Origin of the sequence: Comamonas sp. Z1 (genome assembly GCF_008121555.1) — a bacterium.
GTDB classification, from domain to species: Bacteria; Pseudomonadota; Gammaproteobacteria; order Burkholderiales; family Burkholderiaceae_C; genus Comamonas; species Comamonas thiooxydans.
The window spans coordinates 117,623-142,967 of record NZ_VOQT01000012.1 but is presented as its reverse complement, the minus strand read 5'-3'; the positions used below and the strand labels follow the sequence as shown (position 1 = coordinate 142,967).

The 25,345-nt window shown below is 60.5% G+C and carries 10 protein-coding genes; 1 reads left to right on the top strand and 9 read right to left on the bottom strand.

What is annotated here, in order from left to right; genetic code table 11:
* Positions 1-26 precede the first annotated feature (26 nt).
* A complete protein-coding gene (locus FSY45_RS19570; protein ID WP_148748234.1) occupies positions 27-15,674 on the bottom strand; it encodes a PLxRFG domain-containing protein in 15,648 nt (5,215 codons plus the stop codon).
* A 121-nt stretch (positions 15,675-15,795) separates the two neighbouring features.
* Here FSY45_RS19570 and FSY45_RS19565 point away from each other — a divergent pair, with 121 nt between their 5' ends.
* Positions 15,796-16,323 carry a hypothetical protein gene (locus tag FSY45_RS19565; RefSeq protein ID WP_148748233.1) on the top strand — a complete coding sequence of 176 codons (528 nt, stop codon included), beginning with the start codon at positions 15,796-15,798 and terminating at the stop codon, positions 16,321-16,323.
* A gap of 4 nt (positions 16,324-16,327) precedes the next feature.
* Here the strand turns inward: FSY45_RS19565 and FSY45_RS19560 are convergent, their stop codons facing one another.
* From FSY45_RS19560 to FSY45_RS19525, 8 genes are all read right to left on the bottom strand, one after another.
* Positions 16,328-18,412, bottom strand: coding sequence for a hypothetical protein (locus tag FSY45_RS19560; protein ID WP_148748232.1), 2,085 nt, complete (start codon positions 18,410-18,412; stop codon positions 16,328-16,330).
* 17 nt (positions 18,413-18,429) lie between these two features.
* On the bottom strand, positions 18,430-19,086 hold the full coding sequence (locus tag FSY45_RS19555) for a DUF6682 family protein (RefSeq protein ID WP_148748231.1): 657 nt from the start codon (positions 19,084-19,086) through the stop codon (positions 18,430-18,432).
* A 17-nt stretch (positions 19,087-19,103) separates the two neighbouring features.
* Positions 19,104-19,580 (bottom strand): hypothetical protein, encoded by a 477-nt coding sequence (locus tag FSY45_RS19550; protein WP_148748230.1) that lies wholly within the window; start codon positions 19,578-19,580, stop codon positions 19,104-19,106.
* Between the two features lie 63 nt (positions 19,581-19,643).
* The gene (locus FSY45_RS19545; protein ID WP_148748229.1) at positions 19,644-20,684 is read right to left on the bottom strand and encodes a N4-gp56 family major capsid protein; all 1,041 of its coding nucleotides are present in this window, start codon (positions 20,682-20,684) and stop codon (positions 19,644-19,646) included.
* 29 nt (positions 20,685-20,713) lie between these two features.
* Positions 20,714-21,856, bottom strand: a complete 1,143-nt coding sequence (locus FSY45_RS19540) for a hypothetical protein (protein WP_148748228.1) — start codon at positions 21,854-21,856, stop codon at positions 20,714-20,716.
* A 26-nt stretch (positions 21,857-21,882) separates the two neighbouring features.
* Positions 21,883-22,122 (bottom strand): hypothetical protein, encoded by a 240-nt coding sequence (locus FSY45_RS19535; RefSeq protein ID WP_148748227.1) that lies wholly within the window; start codon positions 22,120-22,122, stop codon positions 21,883-21,885.
* A gap of 149 nt (positions 22,123-22,271) precedes the next feature.
* Positions 22,272-22,916, bottom strand: coding sequence for a hypothetical protein (locus tag FSY45_RS19530; RefSeq protein WP_148748226.1), 645 nt, complete (start codon positions 22,914-22,916; stop codon positions 22,272-22,274).
* A 94-nt stretch (positions 22,917-23,010) separates the two neighbouring features.
* Positions 23,011-25,335, bottom strand: coding sequence for a hypothetical protein (locus tag FSY45_RS19525; protein ID WP_148748225.1), 2,325 nt, complete (start codon positions 25,333-25,335; stop codon positions 23,011-23,013).
* Between the last annotated feature and the right edge of the window lie 10 nt (positions 25,336-25,345).

The window sequence follows — 25,345 nt, the reverse complement described above, 5'->3', positions numbered from 1 at the left end:
GCAGGGGCAAATGCCCCCGCATAGAGCTAGAAGGCGAAACCACCCGCATCCATGGCGTCGCGTCGATTGCGAGGTAGATACACCCCATCCTGCGCTTGATCGATGCGGCGCTGGCGCGCACGCACGCTCTGCCACATTTGAGGGCTGGTGATACGGCGGCCAGGGTTCTTCTCGTTGAAAGCCTTGATTTCCTCGCGCGCCTCGGCCTGAGCTTCGCTGTCCTTTTTCATGACCGCATGCGAGAACTGGCCGAGCAGCTCGGCCCGGCGCACGTTCAAGCGACGATCCGAATTCATGACAGCACTACGCCCTTCAAAGGCCAGGCGGACTTCCGAGGGCGAAAAGCCCACCAGTTGGCCGGCAATACCCAAAGCACTCACATCGTCCTTGATCGTGATACCAGTGGAGTCCTTGGCGCCTTCTTGCAAGAAGCGGGCCGACTTGATGGCATTGCGTGGCACAACCGGCATCATGCTTTCCAGTCCACGCATGAAATCACCGTCAGCCAGCAGTTGAGCGCCGCGGGCGCCATTGATACCAATGCCGACCACGGGGCCCAGCAGACCAGTCGCCATCTCCTGCGCCCACATCTTGCCCTCCAGCCCCTCACGAATATCAGGGAAGATCAGGTTATCAAGCCCGATGCGTCCCGAAATATCCCAAGGAGTCAAGCGCGAGAAGCCCTTAGCGATCACTTCCGACACCTGCTGACCAAACACATCGGCCATCATATTGCGCAGCGCGATCTCGGCATCCCATGGATCGTCGTCGTCCCCACCCAAGGCAGATGCCAGCGCCAGCAACGGCCCCACCAACGGTAGACCCAGCACACCGGCCCCGGCCGCATGCATGGTGATCACACCGGCGAAGGTCTTGAGTGCCTGCTTGTCACCCTTGGCGGCCAGGTAGGCATTGCGGCCCAGCGTATAGATCATGTTTTGCGCGAACTGCTTGAACAGCAGCACCACACGGGCCACATTGCCCTGCATCAAGCGCGGGCGGTTGGCAGATCCATAGTCAAAATGACCGTCATAGGTAGCCTTCACTGCTTCCTCATAAGCCTTGTAGTGGTCACTACCGGCGTCGCGGGCAAGGCGATAGGCCGCAATGAAGGTAGCTTGGCGGTTGAAACGTTCGGCGTGGTGGAACAGGAAAGATGCGGCGCGCATCACAGGTCGCAACTTCCACATTACGCCCGCATCCTCCCCTTGGGCAATGCCGGCCAGATCATGAGCCATGGTCACATCGATCACACCGGATCGCACTGCCTCGTCATACGCGGCTAGCTCGTCCTTGTCCTTGAGCTGCGTGCGAATGTCGTTTTTGCCCTTGACCGACTCATTAGATGCGCGCAGCAGCGCAGCTGCCGACTTCTGAAAGCCCCACTTTGCGCCCATCACCGGGTAGGCCACCAGCGCAGTCTGGGACAAGTTGACCATGGCGGCGGCGGGCGAGAGCCCCAGATGGAAGATAAAGCCGAAGCTGGTCAGCGCCGTGGAAAGCGAGTTGGTCTTGGGGTTCATCAGTTGGTCGTGACGCTTCTGCATTTCATCGACCACACGCTGAGCCTTGGGTTGATCAAAGTCATCCTTGAACGCTCCCATGGTATCCACATGCTTTTGCATATTGTCCAACTCGTCGGCCATCAGGTCGCTGTAGCGGAGCTTTGCCAAATAGCGAGCACCGTGGAAGGAGTTTTGTGCAAACGCTCGACGGGCGTCCTGGCTAAAGCCCGGCGTTCCCTTGCGGTGGATGCCATGCTTTGCCCAGGAGAGATCCGGCAACGACGAGAGGTACAGCTGACCCAACGTGTCTTCAAGCTCGGCGCGCTTGTCGGCGGGGATCTCGTGCTTGTCCAGAGCTGCGAAAACTTCGGACATAAAGCCGCGTCCCACCATGTCATGGGTTGCCACAAAGTCCTTGCTCAGCGTTACGCGGCCCACATTGAAACCCTTGGCGGCCGGGAAAGCCTTGCGCATTTCATCGCGCATGCGCTCGGCCTCGGTCATGGTTTCGGCACGAGACACGCTGATCACCTTGCCGTCCTGATCTTTGGTAGCCACCACGTACTGGCCGAAGCGAGCCAGAGGGAAATACACCCCCTTCACATAGCCGAAGAAATCAGCGTCCATCTTCTCCAGCAGCTCCTGGCGCTTCTTGCTGCTGAGTTCGGCGCGCATGATCCGCTCACGGATGGCATTGCGCACCTGCTTGTGATGCTCACGGTAGTGGTCACGGGCCTCCCGGTACACGGCCTTTGCCTCCGGCGAAAGAGCACTAAAGCGGCGCTTGAGAGCGGCACTCTGGGCCTTGTCATCTCCTTCGACATACTCCTTGCTGCTGTCTGCATCGATCTCGGCCAAAGTGGCGTCATGCATCAACTCAGACAGTTGAACCTCGTCCTTGAGCTTGCCCCAGCGCGTAGCCAGGTTGTCAGCCTCAGCGCCCACATCGTTCTTGTCCGCTTCCATCTGAGCCACCAGACGGTCATACTCAGCCATGGGGATGGTGTCGCCGTAAATATCCACCAACTGGCGACGGCCCATGAACTGCAGGCCCAGCTTGAGCCAGTCGGTCAGCTTGTGGCTACCGGCCTTCTTCACATCCGTGGCCGTAATTGCCTTGAGGCCTTGCCCAATGTTCTTGGCAGCCTCGGCCGCATCGCTCACCCCGAAATGTGCCACATCGTCTGCGTTGCCATCGGGATTGACAGCGTAGATGCGCTCAAGCACACTGCGAATGGCTCCAGGGTTGCCCCGCGAGGACTGCGCAATGTCGCCTTGGCTTTGTGCAGGAGCACCGGTATTGATGGCACCCTGGAGCTTTTCTCTGAGCACAACCTCGTGCACATACAAGCCTGTACGGCCCTCATGCTGGGTCACGACCATGGCGGCGACATATGCTTTGCCACCAATCTCCACAGGCGCTCCCAGTACATAGCCTGTCTGACCTTCCTTGCGGGATTCGGTATGCAGGACTCGCGCCTTCGGCAAAACCTCGGGCAACAGATACAGTGCCTGTACTTTGTCTTTGCCATAGCCATGGCTCAGAGAGTCCTTGGCGCTGCGGCGATCCAGCTTGATTTGGCCCAGTTCAGGATGCACGACTGCACCGTCCTTGGTCGCGGACTCGAAGTGCTTGGCAGCCCAGTTGACCACAAGGGCCTGGCCGCCCAGGCGGGGAACCTCGTCGCCTCGCATGCTGGCCACGGCATTGCCGTCCAAGAATTGGCGCACGCTCGATTGCGTGGCGCGATCTTTCTGGCTGGCCTGGCGCAGCGCCCTATCCTCACGCATGACCAGTACACCCAGCTCAAGGGCGCGTGACAAGGCATCCTCGGACTTGGCCGGCAGCCCCAGCACAGCCTTGAGAATACGCACGAACGCGTCCCAAGCGTTTTGGAGAGAGCTGCCAGCCGGCGCTTTCATGGCCCGCAGCGCACGCTGGAACTCCGGGTTAGTGAACGCTTCGGCAACGAATTCTCCAACATTCTTCATGCCGTAAGCACCAGCAGCCCCGCCCTGCTTTTTCACATGCTCATATAACTTGCGCATCTGCAAAGAGGCGATGCCCTTGCGGTCAAGGCTCTTGAGAGTGGCGGCGTGCGTCATTTCGTGCAGGAAAATCTGCTCGGCGCGACTTGCTGCACCCTCGCTCAAAGTCAGCTCTTCGAGCTTTCGGCTGTACTTGGCCAGGAAATTGAAGCCGCCATCCGCGCCCATATCGCCGCCCATGCTGATGCGTGGTGCAGCGCCAGCCTTCACCAGAAGGGCCGACAGTTTGCGATTGAATGGTGTCTTGGAAGTGGAAGCAATCAGCCCCAAGATGTCAGCTGCGGACTTGCCCTCGCGCACCATGTCCATCACGGCCCGGTCGGTACGGCTTCCGACCTTAGCACCTTGGCCAGCACCGAAATGCGCCTCGGAAGTATCTTGCTCGCCTTGCAGATCGACCACGGGGCGGTTCTTGGTCAAGCGCTCCAGCACCGGAACGCCTGCCGCACCTGTCGGCACAAACAGGCGCTCAGCCCAGCTGATACGCTCGCTCACCAAACCGATGCCCACCAGGTCGGCGCGCACCGCTGGGCTGATATAGCCGCCGCTGGGGTTCTTCAACTCAATACGCAGGTCGTCCGAAACGCGAGCGCGTTCCAATGACCAGCCATTGGCCAATTCAGCCTTGTCCCCCTTGAGGATCTGTGCCATCACCTGGGCCGGACTCATCTTGGATGCAGCCGAGGACACATTCAGGCGCTTACGCACATCGGGCAGGCTCTTCTTGTCGATCACGCGGCCCAGCAGGCGGCTGCCGTCCACAGTCATAGTACGTGCCACCTGAATGGAGCCGTCCGTCTTCAAACGATCCCAGATCGGAAGCATCGCACCGACGATCATGTGCTTGCGCTCGGTGTAGGTCTTGGGGCGGGCCTCGTTTTCAGCAGCCCAAAGCTTCATGGCCTCGGCCTTGGTCGAGCCACGGAAGGCCTTGGCAATCTCTGGGGCGGTCTTCGACTGGACGCTGCCCGTGCCGTAGAAGCGAAAGCGATCGACAACCGCACCTTCCTTGGTCGTTGACTTGCCCACCAGAGTCTTTGCATAGACCTTGCCCGACTTCACATTCACCACGTACTCAGCCTTTTGCAGGGAGTGCGGGAATGGGTAGATGGTGGTCGGCTGGGTCAGCTCCAGCTCGACCAGGCGCGTCTCAGCACCTGAGCGAGGGTCGGTGTAAGCCAGATCATCTGCCACCACACGGGATTCCAGAGCGCGAATCGTCTGCAGTCCAGCATCGAACTCGCCGCGCTCCACAGCCATCTCCACCTTTTCTTCCATACGGAGCATGAAGGCATCGAACACCTTTTCCTGCATATCCAGCTTGAGGGACAGCATGCGGTTCAGGAAAGTGCGTGTATCGGGCATCCGGTCTTCCGCGATGCGATTGGTTTCCTCGTCAATGATGCTTTCCAGCCCAGTCTGGCGCAGAAACTCCGCGAAGCTGATGCCGTCCAGCTGCTGGTGCTGGCCATCCTTGAAAAATTGCTGCACAGCCTGAGTCGCATAGATGGACTCCAGATTGTCCTTTTCGCTGAACATGCCCTGATTGGCAGTGTCGCGCTGACCCTTGGTCAAAGCGCCCAGCTGATCCAGCCGGCGAGCGATGGCCGACAGGAAGCGCTTCTGCGAAGGCACGTTGGTGGACGCCAGATAGTAGTGAGGCGCGCTGGCCTGGTTGGTACGGTGAGTGCGGCCGAAACCCTGCACCGCTTTATCCGCACGCCAGCCAGGCTGAATCAGATAGTGGCTGCGCTTGCGCTTGTTCTTCTGCGTGTTATCAGCGTGGAAGGAATAGCCGGTACCGCCAGCATCTGAGAACACCAGAATCGGCTTTTGGTCAGCCATGAACGCATTGGCATCGGCGCGGGCCGATGCGGGGCCGCGAGACTCGAGTTGCGCTTTCAGCTCGCCATCCTTGTCCAGCTTGCGCACCACGCGCTGTGTGCGGCCGGTGACTTCTGCCACCTTATCCACACCAAAATGGTTCAGCACGATCTCCAGAGGGCCATCGGGGACGCGGATGTCCTTGAGATCCTTTAGGAGAGCTTCGCGCATGGCCACGGCCTCCCGGTTGATGACCGGGTTGCCTTGCGAATCCTTAGCGGGCACGCGGATCTTCTTGCCCGAATCGTCTTCCTGCTCCTCGAACTGGGTAACAGGGAACGACTTTTCAACCATCTGCATCAACACATCGCGTGGTGTGAGATCCAGCTCTTCCAAGTCGGCGGACTCATCTTCCTCCCGGCGCTTGGCGATTGAGCGGTTCTGCTGGGCCTCGTTGGTGTTGACCAGCTGCAGCACCAGGGCCTTGCCATCGGCAACGTCGCGCTCCATCTGCTCAAGCACCGAAGGCATTTGCATGCTGGTGATGACCTGGCTGAAGAAGCGCTGCTGTGCTCCCCAGTATGCGGACATGGCTGCGCTCTTGGCCGAGGAAGAGCCCTTGCCGTTTTCGCCCACAGCACCCGTGGTCTTCAAAGCCGCGTCAATGTTCTGCAGCGTGACCTGCCACGCCTCAGCCAAACGGTTGTAGATGTCCTGCTGTAGCGGTGACAGCTGATGTTCAACGCGGGAATACGTCACGCCCTCAAAGGAGAGGCTGCGGGCCATGTACGCCCCCATCTGTTTCAGATCGCGCGCCACCAGCTCCATAGCCGCCAGACCGCCAGCAGTCATTTCAGCAATGAAGTTCTGCACACCGGCAAAAGGTGTTGCCGGGCCCCACAGGCCCAGACGGGTGGCGAACGACAGGTTGGAAACCTGGGTCGCACCAGTTGCGGACACGTAGACCACTCGGGCATTGGGCAGACGCTTTTGTAACTCGACCACAGCCAGGGCCTGGGCGGAAGGCTGGGACTGGCCGCGCGTGCCCTTCTGGGCTACGGCATTGCCGGCGTTATGTGCCTCATCGAAAGCAATCACGCCGTCGAAGTCCTTACCCAGCCAATTAACCAGCTGATCCAGGCGGGACTGCCCTTCCTTTTTACTGCCCTTGGCCGACTGCGTGCTGCGGCCCGACAGCCAATCACTCTGGCCACCGATGGACTCCACGCTGGTATAGCGGATGAATTTCAGCTCACCGCCCACCTTAACCCAGACCTTACCGCCGTCATCCTTGGGGTCGATGTGATCCAGAGGGAATGTGCCGCGGCCGTTGGTGGTTACTACATCCAAGCCCTTGGGGAACTGCTTGGCGAACTGTGCCTTGGTGGTGGGAGTGGCAACATTTTCCTGAGACTTCGCGCCGCTGCGCAAAGTGGCATAGCTCAGGAAGGCGATACCCTTGTCAGCGTTGATCTGCTCTTCGGCCTTGGTCTTGCTGACATTGAAGATCTGCTTGGAATCGCCGCCGATGCCCGAGTAATCGCGCTGTGCGTCGGGCAGCAGCCCGGGCTTCTCCGAAATCCAGACAGCCTTTTCACGGCCCTGGCGCATATTGTCCAGAATGATGCCCGAGATCTCGCGCCCCTTACCAACACCGGTACCGTCACCGATGAAGAAGCCGCGGCGATAAGCGACATCCTTGCCATCAACGGTAATAGGCTCCAGCAATTCCTGATGGGCCTGGCCCGCATAAACGACTGCCTCAATCTGGGCGATCGACAGCAAGCCCTTTTCAATCGTTTCCTTGGGCAGATTCGGGGTGTAAGTCGGTACGGGCGGCAACACGGCGGCCATGGCCGAAGATTGCACCAGCGGGCCGGGGTGCGGCTTGGCACCGGGTACTTGCAGACGCTGGGGCTGGTAGGACTCAAAGATCGAGTCACTCAGGCCAGCTTCGGGATCGCCGGCCTGCTCAGTCGCCTGAATGCTTAGAGCTGATTGGGCGGCATCAGATCCGCCACCTCCTGTAGCAGAATCATCGCGGCTTCCTCGAGCGTCGTTGCTTCCAGCACCTCGGCCTGGGCGAGATTTTGCGCCATCATTTCCGGCGACTCCAGATCCGCCAGCGCTGCCGCGCCCTCCACCTCCTGCGCCCAGCCCCTGTCCCCGGCCAGATTCTGCGCGGCCCACATCAGAACGCTGGTCACTACCAGATTGTTCGGGTTGTGCGGAACCCCTGCCTGCTTGAGAAGACTCAGCAAGTGCATGCTCTGCGGCGTCGAGTTCAAGTCCGTCACGATCGTTTGACGGGAAAATAGATTCTGGTCGGTCATTGCGGATCTCGGCAAGGCTGCCAATGAGGTCACTGTAAGTCTTGGCAGGAGTTGTGACAATAGGACGATTGGACGGCTTCACCTTGTCGATCACCAAAATGGCATTGTCGAAGGTCGTGCCGTACTTGGCGTAGCCGGAGCCATCCATGGGGATCACGGCGCGCACGTCATACTTGGCGCGAATGCCCTTCCACCAGTCGGCAAAGGCCGGGCGGTCGAGATTCATGCCCTCACCCACGATGGCCACTAGACGGCCACCATCGGCCAGGCGCTTCAAGCCCTGCTCAACATGCTGGGCGCCGACATGCGTGTCACGCTTGCCTTGAATGCGACCAGCGGTCGCGCTGAAGGGTGGGTTCATCACCACCACGGAAGGGATCTCCGTCGCGGGCAGGATGTTGTCGATCTGCTCAGCGTTCTCCGTGAAAACCTTGGCTGCCGGGAACACCTCACGCAACACGGCAGCGCGGCGGCTGCTGAGTTCATTCAGGATCAGCTTAGCACCTGCATTCTTCGCAAAGGCCGCCAGACCGCCGATACCGGCGCTGGGCTCCAGCATCGTGTCGCTGCTATCCATGTTTGCCGCCCAGTTGGCTGCATAGGCCAGGGCTGGGACAGTGCTGAACTGCTGGAACTCATCTTGTTCCGCAGTGCGCTTCGTCTGAGTCGGCAGCATCTGCGTGATGCGGTGCAGACGTTCCACGATGATGTGAGCTGCATCCTGGCTGGCGTTCGGGTTGAACTCGCCGGGACGGGACAGAATGAAATGGTTAACCCCCGCCTCCATGGCATCGTAGGCATCCTTGGGCGTGTACTTGCCCTCAGCCTGCGTGCCACCAAAGGCGGAATCAGCTTGTTCAAACAATGCGCGCCAGTCGAAACTGCCATCAGCCGCGCCGCGCTCTAGCTGGGATTTCACCCAGTCGGCCAGTACGCCCGAGGGGCTGCGAGCAGCGCCAGCAGTTGGTGCCTTGCCCAGTTGCGCGGACAGGCCCTCATCCTTGGCGAACTGGATAGCGTAATCCTTGACCCCATCGCCAAAGTTCTGGATCAGCAGCTTGAACAGATCCTTGAGAGACTTGCCAGCTGCTTGGAAGGATGAGAGCGCAGCCTTGAAGTGCGGCTTAGCCGCCTTGTAGGTTTCCTCATCGAAGCCGGCCGGGAAGGAGTTCAGACGACCGCCCTTGCCGCCGCCGAACAGCTTGGCCAGGCCCGACAGCGCTTCATTGGCGCCGGTCACGCCCAGCTTAGCAGCCTCGGCAATCAGCTTAGCCGCGGTCTTGTCTGCCTGTCCGGCCGCTGCTTGTACAGTAGCAGCAACAGTTTCGCTGATAGCGGCTGCTTCGTTGGTGGCCGATACATTCGGCTGCTCCTGGGTTTGCTCGCGCAACTCGGCTGCCGCCTGATCAAAGATTGCGCTCAGGTCGTCATCGGACAGAGGGCCGCGGGATTCCGAAGGTGCAGGAGCGTCCACTACCGCGGGCTTGCTCATTGCCTCTAGCTCGGCCAGGGCCTGTTCGGCCATGGCATCAACCTTGGCTTTGTCCTCGGCCTGCTTCTCGAGTTCAAGACGGGCCTTCTCTTCGGCCGCCATGGCGCGCTCTTCCTGCACCTGCTCGAAATAGGCCTGCATACCCTCCCGGGACAACAGCTCCCTGCGTCGCACTTCACCAGCACCCATGTTCGCAGGCAGATTCCTCTCGAAGTCTGTCACGGTCACAGTGGGTTTGCCATCGGTGAACTTCACGGACTTGGCCAGAGCCGTCAGGTACTGCCCAAACACTACCCGCTCTCCACCGGTGGGATACGGCGTGCCGCGATAGCCGCTGGCCTGAGTCACCTTGCCGTCGCCCACCCAGTCTTGATTGACCAGATAGGAGTTGATGCCGCCCAGGCTGTCCGCAGACCAGGCCTCAACGGCGCGTGCCAGCAGCTCGGCGTCATTGCCCCAATAGTCCTTGCCCAGCTTGTCGGCATTCTCTTTATAGGCTGTCAGACCGCGGCGAGCGCCGGTGTTGGCGTAGTAGCGCAGGCCTTGAATGGCCGCGTCCACCTTGTCTTGGTTCTTGTTGCCCTGCCAGTAGGAACCGCCCACTAGGAAATTGCGGGCCACGCGCTCCCAGTCCGAAGCCTCATAGGCCTTGAACTTGAAAGCGTTGAGGATCATGACCTTGACCCGATCCCATTCACCACCTAGGTTGTGGTCAAGTGCATGGGCCCACTCGTGGTACACCGTTCCGTCACCCTTGGTGTTGGTCAAATTCATGACCTGCACGCGGCCATTGGGCCCAGGGTGGTTGGGACTGAAATGTGCAGCGAACTTGCCATGACCCAGCGCGCCTACCGTGAAATGCAGCACACCGCCCAGACCGATGTTCTTCGGCGCAAAGCCGAAGTGTTCAGCCAGATCCATGAAGGCGTCGAAGGCGTAGTTCAGGTGATCTTGGTCGTTCTTGGCTCCGACCCAGTTGCCAAAGCCCACATCCGCGAAGCCGAACTGTGCCTTGAACTGCGCGGGCGTCACATCCTTGCCGCCGCGATGATCCTTGGACATGGCGCGATCGACACGATCCAGCTTGGGCGGTGTCAGCGGCGTGGCGCGCGTGGGCAACGCATGCGTTGCCTCGTTCGCAATCAGGCCCGAGGCCCAGGGACTAGCCGCACGGAACTTGGTGAAATCGTAGGAGTCGCCATTCCACACTCCACGGTCAAACACTCCACCGCCGTGAACGCCGTACAGCACACCGTCTAGGCGATCCGCATTGATGCGCTCATAGCGGCTGTAGTAGGTGTCGCGGTTGCGGGCCTTTTCTTGGTGCTTCTCCGCGACCATGGTGTCCACAAAGCGATCAGCGGCCTCCTTCAGCGATGTGGCGCCGTCAAGGAATGCCGTGAGTTCTTGCACCTTCTCTATATAGAGCTCAGCAGCTTCGCGCAGCTGAGCCATGCGGAACACCGGGTCGGTCTGCCACTGCTGGCGCTGCTCGATCGACATGGCGCCGGGGTAGCGCTTGCCGTCCAGAACGAACTCCAGATTGGCCGCTTCCTTACCCTTACGAGACACAGCCACAGAGCCATACCAGCTTGCTCGGCCGTCGAACATGAACTGCTTGAACGTCTTGGTAATGCCGCGCAGTTGAGACACGTATGCCACCCAGCCAGGGGTAGAGCCCTCGGGTAGATATGGCGCAAACAGCTCGGCGCGGTTAGTGGCCGCTTCGATTTGCTTCCATGCCTTTTGCATATCGGACTCGCCGGCCTTCATCTGGGCCTTCATGGCCTCCCAGTGGCGACGCAGATCCACACCCGTGTTTTCCAGCTTCTTGCGGCGCTTGCCTTCAAACCAGGCGGCACCTTCCTCGGTACCCATCCATTCGCTCGCGGCCTCGTAGCCCTTCACCATGTCGGCCAGGCCGGCACCAGATAGCGTGCTCTTGGTCTTGCCAGCCAATGCGTGGTCAAAGCCCAGCAGGAAATCGCCCTTGCTCTGGGGCGATACGTCCTCGCCAAAGGCATTGCCCAAGGCCTCGGCCTGGGCATCAGCCTTCACCTGGGGATCGCGCGCTGCTTCCTTAGCCAGCTGTGCCGCATTGGCCTGCAGCTGTTTATGGATGGCGCGAGCCAGACGGGAAATCTGCACCGGGTTGAGCGCGGTGCTGGCGTCGCGGGAGCCGAGTTGCTGCTTGAGCGCATCGGTCACTTGATCCAGACTCTTGCCGGCCATGCCGCCGTTGGCCGCCGTCATCTGGCGGAACAAGTCACGCTCGACCTCGCGGGATGCCTTTCTGGCCTCCTGCTCTGCGGCCTTCTTGACGGAAGCTTGACTTTCAATGCGCTCGGCCTCCGTCTTCTTGAACGCCATCTTGTGGATGACAGACCGGGCAGCCGAATTGAAGCCCATGCCAGAGGGGCTATGCAAGATTTGCAGGGTCTTAGGGTTCTTGTAGTCGGACTCGTAACCAGCACGCTCCATCACGCGCACTTGCACCTGGTCTTTTTCCAAGGCATCGTGAAACTCAGCAATCTGAGCATCGGTTGGCTCGGAGTAGGACAAGCTCGCAGCGCCACGATCAATCAGTTTCAAGCGGGCATTGGAATCCATCATGAACCAATCGCCCCCGACAACTTCCATGATCGGATAGCGGATACCGCGCTCGGTAACAACACCATTGCTTGCTTCCTTGATGGCCTTCCACAGAGCATCAGCGCTTTCCGCCAGGCGCGGTTTTTTCTTCTCACCCTTGGTTTGCTCAGGTGCAGCGGCTTCAGCTTTATTCTGAGAATCACGCTGCTTCGCCTGTCGCAGAGCCTCTTCCACCCCTGCACGGTTGCGGCCAAGCCCATTAACAGCGAACTTGCCTTTCTCCTTGAGCGAGATCGTGTCACCCATGGGGGTGATCTCAAATCCAGCAGGCAGCTCCTTACGGGCTTCTGCTAACGCCTTGATGAAGTCAGCATTCGACTGTGTGGCACGCTCTGCCGCTGTTTGGGATGCTTCGCCCTGATCCTCCTTCGCTTGGCCTTCAGTAGCGCCATCAGCAACAGTAGAGCTGGGGAAGTCGTGAGCCAGCTTCACCAGCTCATCAATGGGCGCGTCCAGGCGGATGGTGCGCACATCCTCGTCGTTCTCGCGCGCCGCCATCCACTGGTGATGGCCGTCCAGCACATGACCGTCGCTGGATGTCAGGATGGCGCGATTGCCACCGGTATAGGCCTTGGCCTTCTCTACCTTCTCGCGGCTGAACTCGCGCTGGGTGGGCTTGAGACTGGAAGCAGGCACTGTCGCCTCTTCATGGGCCACGCCGCGCGCGTTCATGAAATTCACCATGGCGCCGCGGTGCTCGGCCTTGATCTGAGGCATTTCTGCCCGAGGCACAGACTTGGTGCCCGACTCAGGGGCAAATTCGGCCCAGCCGTCGCCCAGATCGCGCCCGGAAATGCCGGTACCAGAATTCTGATTGGTGACGGGATTGGCTTCTCCGGCAGCAGGCGCCTCCGCTTCCACGGCTGCCGCGATCGCTTGCTTGGCTTTGATGGCAAACGCTTTTTCTTGCTGCACGACCTCATAGCCGTCCTGCAGATCGTTATCGGCCAGGAATGCATCGGCCTTGGACTTGGAGAAGAAGTAGGCGCCCTTCTCGCTGTTGATACGCTCGATGGCCTTCTGCTGGCGCAGCCTCGCAGGATTCGGTGCAGGCGCATTGGCGGCCGGCGCAGGAGCCGGAGCTTGAACGGCGGGGGCCACCGGGCCGGATATGCGCTCATGCTCGCGGTCTTTGAGGCCGAAGACCTTTTGGCGGTCGGTCAGTACCCCGCCATCGCGCAGGGCCTGGGCCACTTGGCCACGAGTTGCGTCGGCGGGAACCGTGATGGGTTCGCCACTGTCGTAGTCCAGCGCCTCATAGTTACCCAGATACACAACGCCGTCGCGCACAGACACCGCATCGCCAGTCTTGGGGGTGCTGCCGATGGTCATGGCGTCGGAAGCGGGTTGCGCCGCCTGCTTCGCCTCTGAATTTATAGCGCCATTGGCCTCAGAGGATTCACTCTGACCTGCATACTTTGAGAAGGTGCTGGGTTCTCGTGTTTCGCGCGCTCCTGTTTCCGTAGCAGTCTGAGCTTCTGACGCTTGGCCTTGCGTTGCATTCTGCGCTGGGACTTGCGGGCCATTGTTGATAGCTGGGGCGGTGCCATAGCCTACGCCTTGCCCCAAATGCCCAGGTGCACTGCCAATGCCTGAAATGCTTTGGTCTTGTCGGCCACCAGCTTCGCTGCCTTGCGCTGCTCTTGCTTGCGCCTGTTGCGCTCTGATTTGCTGGGCTTGATAGGCTTCACGGCCATCGAGATCTCCGTTGATGTTGAATGGCGATGCCGCTGGAGCGGCGTTCTCCCTGCTGGATGAAATGGCCAACAGCGGGTTCTGGAGCGATAGAGGCTGAGCCGCATCGATGGCAGGGGTTGCAGGCTCGGACTGCGCCGCATCGACCGCCATTGCTGCGGCTTTCGAGTTGGGCCCGGCACTGGGATCAATGCCCAGTCGCTCAGATGGCTTGCGCCGAACCAGGGACTCCAATGCCGCGTTGTCGGCAAACTCATCGACCAAAGGGTTTTGAGCGGCGAGATCACCCGGCAGTGGCGCGGGCGTGGTTTTTCCGGTGAATGCCGCATGCGCATCGAGCAGACGGCGAGCGCGCGCTGCCTCGTCCTGCGCGAGCGGTTGCTCACCAATGCGAGTCAGGGCCTCGTTCAGATAGTTGATGGACTGGGCTGTTCCCATGGCACCGCTGTCCATGGCATTCTGCAGACCAGACAGTATTCGGCTGGTGCGCACCTGGGCATCGACAGCTGCTGTGGAACCTGTCTCACCAGGCGCCGCCGCGGCCAGTTCTTGCTCCATCTGCTGACCGGCAATGCTGGCTGCCTCGACCGCCGACGCGGGCTGCTGCTTTACGTTGGCCTCAAGCCAAGCGTCTTCCATGGTGGAGCGCACAGCATCGACAGTCTGCTGATCTGTGAACTGGGTTCCGCTACGCACGGCTGCTTGAACGGCGCCCAGATGATCTTGCAGTGGCTGATACGGCAGACCGAAGGAGTGATTGCGATAGTCCTCTTGCCAAGGCACGAGATCAGGAATTTCAAACTCGTAGGGCTCGGGCGAGGAATAGCCCAACAAGCGGGCACGCTCCTTCATCATCCGGCGCTCGCCGGCAGGCGTCCCATCATTGAGACTGTTCAAGTACGACTCCATTTCGGAGCGGCGTCCTGTAGAACCGTCTGGATGGGTGAACAAGGTGTCGGGGGGCTGATTGGTCAGCATGAGCGGCACTGGATTGCCTGCCTCCGGTTCGCCATCGGCCTTGTCAGACTCGTTCGCGCGCTTGTCCCGCAGGGGGCTGGTCGCCGCCTGATAGGCCTTCTGGCCACCGTACATGAGGGCCGACTGCCCCACGGACGAGATCGCTTCCAATGCCGCGTTCTTGGTGTCCCAGTCACCGGTGGCAACGCCCTGTCCCACGAACTCGCCGGCAAACTCGCCTGCGGGATCAAGAGCAGCGACGCCCACGTTACGGGCAACATTGCCAGCGCCTGAGCTTGCAGCCTGGAAGGTCGCATCCTTGGCGACCAGATCCTTGAAGGCATCGGATTTCTGAGCGGCCTTGACCGCCGCGCCGTCCGTCATGTCAACGCCCATCTTCGTCAGTGCACGGTCTGCCGCTGCTCTCGCCGGCGCGTTCAGGATCTTGCCGCCAGCGCCAGCGGTGGCTGCATCAACGGCTCCGATGATGGCGCCTTTGATGGCAGCATCACCCAGCGCAGCATCGCCTTGCTCGCGGGTGAACTTCTCCACGGCCGCAGTGTCTTGAGGATTGATGCCAGCCTTGTTCAGGCGATCCATGAGCATGCCACCGCCCTCGACCAGCGTATTGCCAGCAGAGGCGCCTGCCCATGCACCAGCAGCCAGACCAACCGGCCCCGCTGCCGCGCCGCCCGCAACACCACCGCCCACCATACCGACCATCGGTGCCAGCATATTGGGCACCTGGGCAACCAGGCCATCGCCCATGGCTTTTGCATTGCCAGCCACCGAGCGCACGCCACCTACCCAGTTGGGTGCTTCCTTCCAATCCTTGGCGATTTCGCCGGCAACGCCTGCGATGCCGCCCGTGATGCCGTCGCCTTGCTCCCATGCCTTGGACAGCTCTTGACCCTGCTGACTGCCAGGATTGACGCGGTTGTAGTCGTCAAATTCCTTGACTCGGCGCGCCACAGCCGCTGCATCACCCGTTGCCAGATCCTTGGTGATTCCCACCGAGTTGCTCATCGACTTCCAGCCGCGCACCAGAGCGTTATCCGCATTCATCGGTACGGCACGACCAGGGTTGAAGTCGTCTTCCGGCTTCTGGCTGGCGGCAGAGTTCACAGGTACGGCACGGCTGGGGTCGAATTGGTCATTTGCGCTCATACCCCAATGTCATCCGGGGCACGCAAAACGCTAAACCCTATGCAGGGCTGCACCCCGCAAACGCGACTATTTCATGCCACAAGTGACAATAGTTACAATCCGCCAAAAAAGGGGAGCTCCAATGATCTACTTCGCACTGTGCACAGCCATTGCTTGTTTGGCTGCCCACTACATGCGTCGCATGCAGTTCAGGGCGGCGGGCGCCGGGGTTATCTGGGGGGTATCGATGTCCGGCGGACTGCTGGCGGGCTCAATGCTGGCCATCGGATTAATGAGCGCCACCGGTATGACGCCACAACAATCGGCGTTGCCGGCCATGTTCGCTCAGGCCTTCTGGTGGAGCCTGCTGGGCACGGCCATTGGTTATTTCACTGTGAACCTCCCAACCAAGGCCATTGGAATCGCGGTGGGCATCGGTTGCGCCGCACTGCTGATGCTAGGCACGGTCTATACACGAACCAACGACCACCAGTTTGACGCAGCCGAAGGGCGCGTACCTGTTTCCAGCCCGGGAGCCCTGCCCAATCGTGCTGCCGGCAAGGATGACACCTTCGACCCTTCTCGCGCTGTTCCCTTGAGCACCTACCAAGAAATGAAAAAGGCCGGGGATGACTTCAACCCGGCCCGTGCAGTCCCTCTGCGCAACTGAGCTGTTACACGCGATCCCAGCTCTGTCCATTCCATCGCCGCTTCGCACCTGACTGTGGATCGACGTAGATCTGATCCTTTTCGTAGGTCGGCGCTTTTGCTGGTTGTCCGGCCTGACCGCCACCAGGCGCACCCCCGCCAACGTACTGCTGAGTGACAGTATCGAACACCATGGTTGGCTCGCGCACTGTCTGACCGTCCACCACAGACGTTCCACCGCCAACGGTCATGTAGCGGTCTTTGCCCTGGGGCCCGATGGCCTTTTGCCCAAATACATCAGGGTATTGGCGAATGAGCTGCATGCGCTCTGCGTCATCCTTGGCTGAGTCATAGCGCTGCATGACGCCAGCACTGCGTTGAGCGCGCTGTACCTCCAGGTTTTGCAGCTCCGCCTGAGAGCTAATTTCCTGGCCGCGTTGAGCCAGACCAGCAGCTGCGATGGCATTTCTGCCGGCAGCCCGGTAGTTTTCACCCTGCTCGCTCATGGCGGCGCGTTGCAGTCCGGCATTCGTTTCATTGGTGCGCTGCTGCAGGTCAGGCGCCTTGCCTTGCGCAGCCAGATCGGCCTGGGTGGCAGCATTGAAGCGCGCGACCTTTCCGTCCGGGTCGTTCTGCCCTTGATGGCGCGAGCCCCATGCGGGGGTGCTGCTGCCACTGCGCCACTCGGCACGGTTGGTGATCGAACTCGCAGAAGCCTCCATATCCTTGAGTTGCTGACGCGCCGCCCAGTCATTGCCGCTGTGGCGCACAGTAGGAGCCTCGAATGCAGGAACACCCGTGCCCTGTGCTGCCCCCTGCGGGCCAAACTCTTGGCCGCGCCCCGCGTAGTGGGCGCGCACAGCGTCAAAGTCACCCCTTGCAGCCGCAGATGCGAGCGCAGAATCCACTGTAGAAGATGCAGCTCCAGTGTTTTTGTCAGGTGCCTGGCTCTTCTCGCCCGTGAGCCGCTGGTCATATGCAGGGTTGTATCCGACTCGCTGACCAATCAAGCCTTCGCGCTGAGCCTGTTCAACAGACATTCCCACAGGAGACCGGCCAGCAGATGCGCCATTGGTGAGCGGGTTTCCGCTCGAAAATGCATAGTTGCCTGCGCCGTCCATGCCAACAGAAGCGCCCGCGGGGGTCGAATCTACCCGGCTGAAGCCATTGCCGCGAATGCCTGCACCAGGCAGCGGCTTGCCCGCACCATCTGCGTAAGACACCGGCCCCGATACATCAGTGCCGCTGAAAGACATGGTTCCATTGGGCTGGCGCTGCATGGTCACTCGGCCACCCGGGTTGGCTTGTGCCACCTCGGCATTGGTCATGCCAGTGCGATCCCATTGGGCCATGGGGTTGCCCGTTACTGTCGCACCACCGGCCAGGGTCGTGGTCGGTGCGCTGGGGTCAGCCATCGGCGGATTGATGGAACCGCGCCCGCCACCGACTTCAGAGGTACCCGCTCCGGCACCAGCGGTCTGAGCTGGCTGCACAGCTGCAGCGCCAGGCGCTCTGCTGTTGGCGGCCTGCTGCATGCGTTTTTGGTCGGTGAACGGCGTCATGCTACTTGGATCGACGCCATCAGGCACCAGATGGGGGCTCAGGTAGCTGGCATTGACGCCGGCGGCGCGCATGGGTCGAACCACGGCGCTGTCATACGCACCCGCCACGCCGCGAGGCACGAGCATCGCCATATCCGCAATGGCCCGGCCGGCGTCGTCGTTCACATCCTTGACGGTATCCCAGGCTGCGCCGACTCGCGCTCTATCGGACTGAGCCTGCGGGGAAAGTGGCACGGCAGCTGCGGAACCTGCAGCAGAGTTCGTAGCTGGCGCTGGGGTGAAGCCCGGCGATTGCGCGCTTGGTTTAGGGGAGGCAGCTGGCGCAGCAGGCGTGGTCATAGCCGCTTCCGCAATGGGGTTCGTGTTCTTTTCCGCTTGCGCCGACTGCTGAACGAGCGGATTACCACCGATGCCCGGGGGCACCTTGGCAAAGCGGCTGGCATTGCTGGGGTCAGTCGAGACAGCCAAGCCTTGAACTTGTCCGCCCTTCGCATCAGCAGCTGCCACAGCTTGCTGCTGTCGCTGGAATTCATCTTTGGGGTTGGCCATCGCCTATCCTTTCGGGATCAGGCCAGCGGAGCGGGCAATGCCCCTGCACCGTCCCTCACCCAGTTTTCATTGCGCAGACTGCTCTTCTTACCGAACTCAGCTTCAAATTTCCTCAGCGCGATCTCGGATCTATTCGGGTCGTACAGGTCAACGTCCTGGGTTCCATACACGCGATGCATGACCCATTCCACCAATGCCGGGTGCGCTTCTTCCCTGATCTCGGGCTTATCCGAATCCACAAGCAGCGGTTTCATAGGGAGCCGTTGAACGCTCAGCCGAACCTCCCCGTTCTGGCTGGGTATGGGCCAGAGGTGCAATGCATCTGTTGTGAGTCCAGAAATCAAGACCCTTGGCTTGTCACGCAGGGTGTCAAACTGCCAGTTGGGATGATTGAGATCCATCACATCGACCGGCACCACCCTGACCTGGCTACCATCCACGTAGGAGCGCAACACTTTCAGCACCCTGCGATCGAGCTGGATCAGCTCGGCGCCGGCCTGGAACTGCACCTGACACATGGCACCGGTGGACTGCAAGAGCAGTTGCCCTCTGCGGCAGGCCTCGTCCTGCGCTTCCCTCAAGTACAGGCGCACGGTGTCGTCGTCACACAGGTGGGGCTCTTCCGTGTCCTGCGCTCTGCGGCGGTACAAAGCAATGAGCTCTTCGAGTGTCATGGCGCGCCCGGCTTGAGTTAGCGGCGCTGGGCCAGGATCTCGCGCAGCCACTGATGGCCACGGCTATCGGGATCGCTGATCACTGTGAACGGGTACTTGAGCACATGGCGCTGAGTCAGCTTGTTCATGCGCTCGCCCAGAGCGATGTCCAGCGTCTGGTCGTAGTCAGTCTTCTTGGCACGGGCCAGAACTTCCACATACTTACGCTTCACATCAATGGGGATGTCGCGCGGCAGGTAGATGAACGAGCCATTGACGCCAACAGGCACGCTAGGGGTTTCATCGTCGGCACCATTGGAGGCAACGATGATGGTCAGCAGATCGTTCATGAACGCCTCTTGTGCCACGGCATCCATGCCCACTTCGGTCACGATTGACTCAACATCGCCCGCAGCATCGCCCAGCATCAACTCGGGGGCCGCGCCCAGGTACTCGGCACCGGCATCCACTTCACGCTGTTTGCCGCCACGACGACCGACAGTAGATCCATTCATTTGTGTTTCCTTGAAGAAGTACCAAAGGCGGGCCGCCTTTACACAGCAGCCCGCCTTGTGGGGTTAGACCAGATCGGAGACGCCGGCCTCAACCACCGCCATCCAGCCTTCGTTGAGCAGCACGCAGTTCATGTAGAACTTGGCGCCCACATAGCCGCGCTGGCCCAGAGGGTCGGACTTGTCCTTGGTGCCAGGTGGGATGTAGGTCGGATCGAGCGCGTTGGCACCGCGCAGAGCCAGCTGGCCCCAGGCGTCTTCACCAGTCACGACGAACGGGTACACGTCCACATTGGTATCGCCCAGCAAACCGGTACCGCTTACAGCCGCGCCTGCTCCCAGGTAAGGAGCCAGCTCGGGGCTGGTCACGAAGCGGTAGTTCTCGCAGGAGCCCAGCTCGTAGGGAGACACGACCTTGCGCGAGCCATACTCCGCCACCGGAGTGAACTTGGGCAGATCGCGGATGTCGGATTCGGCATCGGACGACACGAACACCAGATACGAGGCTTCCACAGGGGAAGTCTTGATGTTGGTGCTGGGCGCCAGAATGCCGGTGACGCGCTTGGCATGGTTCGCCTGCAGGCCGCGGCTGACCTTGCGCAGGATGGGCAGAGTGATCTTGCCCGCCACGGTTGCGCGGCTGGACGCGTTTCCAGCGTAGAACACATTGGTGCACGCCTTGACCACGCCATAGCGGATCATCTCGCGCAGCAGGCCGATGCGCTCGCCGCACTGCTTCTTCATTTCCGAGGACACATCGTCTTCGTAGAAGTCAGCAGTCTGGTTGGTCAGCTGGTACAGGCAACCGTATTCCTTGATGGTCACGGTAATGTCCTGGGGCACCAGAGAATCCGCCGAAGGGGTCACACCCTCGGTCAGCTCATGAGCTGCGGGGTCTGCCTTGGGGCGGTTGCGGGTGTTCCAGTCGGTATTGGCCGCGCCATGGGGCAGATAGCGGCGGTACACCACGGTCTTGCCCGCATTCTTGACCATGCCGCGTTGCTGACCGGTCAGGCCCAGCACTTCGCAGCTGACGGCGTGCGCCAGGATTTCGCCCTTGATTTTGCCAATCCGGGGCGTCGGATTGTTGCTCTCAAACTGAGGCATGACTCATCCTTTCATACAGGCCGATAGGCCTACAGGCGCTGCTTGGAGACGGCGGCGAACGCGGCTTCAAATTCCTCGTCCTCCGTCATCGCGGCAGCAGGCTTGGGTACATGTCCTGTCGGAGTCAGCGAGCGCTCCAAGCGCTCCTGTGCCTTGGCACTCTTGGAGACGGCAGCTTCACGCGCGGTCTTCCACTGCCCGAACGTGTCGAGCACACCGGCGAATTTCTCGGCGGTGTTGGCCTGCAGGTACTGTTGCTGATACGACTGGTCTTGCGCACCAAGCCAGAGATTGAATTCCTGTCCAGCAACCGTCTCGCGCCAGCCGGGGCGAACGCGGTCGAGCACCAACTGCTCAACGTGGATGCTGGGATCGCTGTGCTGCTGGGCAGCTTCGGCCGAGGCCGTGTCTACGTGCTGGGATTCAGCCGGGGTGTGACCCTCAGCTGCAGCGGAATGCGGCATGTCCACGGGCAAGGCCGCGCCCTGCCCGCCCGGCTCAGCCGGCACCTTCTGTACCTGCGGCAACTGTTGGAGCTGCTGCATGCGGAGCATGGTGGTCACGATGCCGCGCACCAGGCCTTCTTCGGAGTAATCACCGAATGCGGCAGCATCAATCTTTGCTTGAGCCATCACATCCGTGACCGCCTTGTCAAAGGCTTCACCTTCCAGACCAGAGAGCGCAATGCCGCCGTAGTTACCGGGGGCATGTTCAGCCGGGGCCTTGCGGAGCCGGTCGTTCAACTCGCCAATCTTTCCGTGAACCTTGCGCAGGCCCGCGCTGAGCCCTTCCACTTCGGAGGCACGCGATAGGAGGTTGCGTACTTCGCGGCGGGTCAGGCCATCGAGTAGAACCTCGTCGTTCGGGTCTGGATCTGCATCAGCCGGCGTACCGCCATCCCCTGCGCCCCCCTGCTCGCTGGCAGCTTGGGCCGCGCCCTGCTCACCAGATTCAGCTGCACCCGCTTCACCAGAGGGCGCTTCGGGAGCGGGCGCTTCGGGGGCACCAGCATCGGAGCCATTGGCATTGTCTTGGGCTGCGCCCTGCTCGACCTCGCCACCGGCATTACCTGCATCGGCAGCATCAGCTGCGGGTGCGTGCTGCTCGGGTTCGAGGTTCATCACAGAGGCAAAGCCTTGTTCAAAACCTTGGTCTTCCTGTTCCATGCTCATGCGTATTGCTCCAAACGTCTAGGGGTTCAGTAGCCGCCTGGGCTGATCTGACGACTGGCCCGGTCTTCCGCCTCTCGGCGTCTCTTGGGCATATCCAGCAACTCCTTCCACACCGCAATGCGTCCCCGGATGACCGAAGTGGCTTGCAGGTCGTGGCCGACGCCATCGTTTTTCAGTCGCAAATCGTCCAGCTGCTTGCGTGCATGGGCCTCGAGGACTTTCCAGGCGTCGGAGTCGAAATCAATCTCAAGCTCGGGCGCCTTCATATCTCCAGCCAATACGCGCGTTACTGATGGATGAATGCTCGTAGAGAGAGGGGGAATGTCTAAACCACATGCAGGGGCGGCGAAGGCCAAGCAAGAAAAAACCGCCTCGGTGGGCGGTTTGGCTATCAGCTCAGGAACTCAGCGCTTGATCAATGAGGCTGCGAGATGTCGTGTTGCACGCTGGGTGCCCCGAGCGGCACCGGCTGGGTGAGCGCGCTGGTACCAGCATTCACAGCACCTTCCACGCGCTCGGTGATATTGGCGCTAGAGGGCAAAGGGGCGCCCTCCACCAGCTTCTTGATGGTGGGCAGAACCTCGGCGGCCAGATGTTCACCTAGCACCACAAAGAACGGCGGCTGTGCACATGCGTTCAACACATCGATCTGAATGAAACCACCATCACAGGACACATGAGCCAGTGCCTTGCCCCAGGCGGTATCCACATCCAGGGTGATAGGCCCGATGGCTGGCTTTGGCGCGCCGCCCTCATTCGGGGAAGGCACAACACAAGCACCCCAGATCATGAGCTGCAGCGCCAGATCCTTGGCCTGGGTTTCGGCTGGCGCCGAGGCGCTGCCCTCCAAATGGATTCCCACCATGTCTTCGACGCCCAGCACCAAGCCCTCGTAGCCATTCGGCAGCTTCTGAGTCGCCACACTCAGGCAATCGTTATCCCATACCCAGGTGATATGGCCGAAGTCATTGCCGAGCGCGTCCTTGAGTTTGATAGCTCGAGCTACGCCTTGGGGCGTGGCCAGGATTTCGTCGGTGAGGGTTTTGTGGTCAATGGTCATGGTTGCCAGATAGGAATGAATGGATGGGAATGGACGGAAATGGATGGGGACTGCTGCCGTTTCAAGTCCAGCAGCTTCTACTCCCACAGGCAGTTCAGTCGCCGCCCCCTTCGATGCCGGCCATCATTCCTGTAGCAGGCGATGCTGGATTGGCGGGGGTCAAGGGGTTGGTATTGGTCTGAGGTGGTGGAACCAGCCCACTTGCCACCAACTCATTGCCTTGCACCTGGGGGAGCGCCGGGGGCAGATCCTTGTCTGTCCCACCAGCCGACTTCCAAATTGCGTCAGAGGCACCCGCCACAGGGGATGCCATCAGCAGGTTCTTGGCCGCCTCGGTAGCGCTATACATGCCCTCAACATTCGTTGTCGCTGCTTGTGCCTGAAGCTGCTCGGCGCGTGCTTGCTCCACGGAGACTTTGACATGCTCCACGGCGGTACGAGCCTGAGTGTGCTCGGCCTGGGCGGACAGGAGTTGTGCACGCGCCTGAAGTGTCGGGTCTTGCGGCGCGGCCTTCTCCGCTTGAGCCTGCTTCTGCTCTTCCGTCAATGCCACACGCTCGGGGTCAAGGCGCTGCCCCTTGAGCAGCTCCTTCATGAGGCGCGCCGGGTCGAGGCCGTATGTCGGGTCTTTAGAGATCGCCAGCATCTGCATGAGGAAAGATTGCTGATTGCTGCGCTCCAGAAGTGCAGAAGACGCACGCACATCGATCTGAAAGTCGCCCTTGATGCTGTCGTCGTCGCTGTACTGCATCATCCAGTCAAAATAGCGCTGGATATGTGGTTGGGTCACATAGTCGTCAAAGCGGCGCGCCAGACGGCGCAAAACACTGGATGCGTTGTTATCCTGAAGCTGCATGCCTCCCAGCGTATTGGGAGAATCCCCCCGGATTCCCTGCAGCATGGCAGGCAAGCCGGTGGTGTCCTCTGCCATAGACATGGCCCAGTTGATGATGTTCATCAACTCGTTCTGAACGCTTGGGACGATGAAGGCATTGAACGCCTGCCGTACATCGGTGATGTCTGAGTCCGCCTCAACGCGCCAGCGTTTACCCGGGTACAAAGTCCAGTTGCCGTCCTCGGGTGTCACCTTGTTGCCCAGGATGATCTGGGGCGCCGCGCTCAGACTTGCGTTATCCATCATGGCGCGAACGGAGCCATTCAAGATGCGTTGCACAGTACGGATCTGTCGGGACACACCCACACCCCAAGGCAAGCCAGGGCGGCGCTGCCAGGCCAGCACATCATATGGAAACTCTCCCTCATCCATGGCTGACAGAGTGATCTTGACCAGTCGATCGTTGATCACCACGGCCATGGTGGGCATCTTCTCTTCCACATCATCTTCCAGCTCCACACCGTACATGCGCAGGTGCTCGGCCGCGCAGTGACCGTGGAAAATCCACATTTCAAACTCGGCATCGTTCTGTCGATGGCTTGATTCCGAACCTTCACGGGCGGACTTTGGCCCTTCACGCAGGACAGCCATCAGCTCAGCCTTGTCATAGCCAGGCATTTCGAGCATTTCCTTGACCTTGCGGCTCGACAGATACTCACGCTCCCAGGTGTAGCTTCCGTTGTGGATGTTCTCACCGCAGGCAGGGTCAGGGAAGAAGTTCCAGGGATCAATGCGCTTGGAGCCAGGCTTGATTTCAGACAGGCGAATGAACTTGACTTCACCTGTCACCGGATCTCGCTTCGTCATCCGAGCCACGCGGCGCACGGGGAACGGGCCTTTGAAAACACCCGAGCCAATGCGCCCTGAGTCTTCAATCATCTGACGCATCTCGCCGTGCCAGTTGGACTCGACCAAGCAGTCCTCAATCGCTTGCTCCATCTTCTTGGCAGCGGTCTTGGCGTTCTGGATCTGCAGATCCACAAACTGCTCCATCACCTTTTGGCTATAGCTGAGCCCCATCATGTCGCGCAACTGCTGCATCAGGTACGGAGTGAGTTTCGGGATCGGGGTCGGACTGATAGCCCAGGCCCGATCATCCGTTGGGAGCAGCATGTCGGACACTCGCGCGCTGGCGGCATCCACATAGGAGCGAGTGATATTAAGGAACACCACGGAACGCGCAGGCCCGGCCGGGCCCGTCGTATCCTTACCGAGCATATGGGCCTTGGAGGTGCGATAGAGCTGGTTGGCAGCGTGAAATGCCCGGTTGGCATCATCAATGCCTTGGTAATGCTCTTCGTCTTCGCTCCACTCCAACTCAATGCCGGATGAGTTGCGTCCAGAGACAGCTTCGCGGCGCTTTGCAATGAGGTTGAGCAGAAAGGTATCGCGCTCGTGTCGGATCTTGGCCTCGATAGTGTCCTGATCCTCCACTTCGGTACCCGGCATGACTGTGGCCATGGTGTCTTTGAAGCCGCGTTCAAACGCTTGCTGGGCGTTGTCGCCCATGGGTTTGTGTGTCATAGGCTGCATG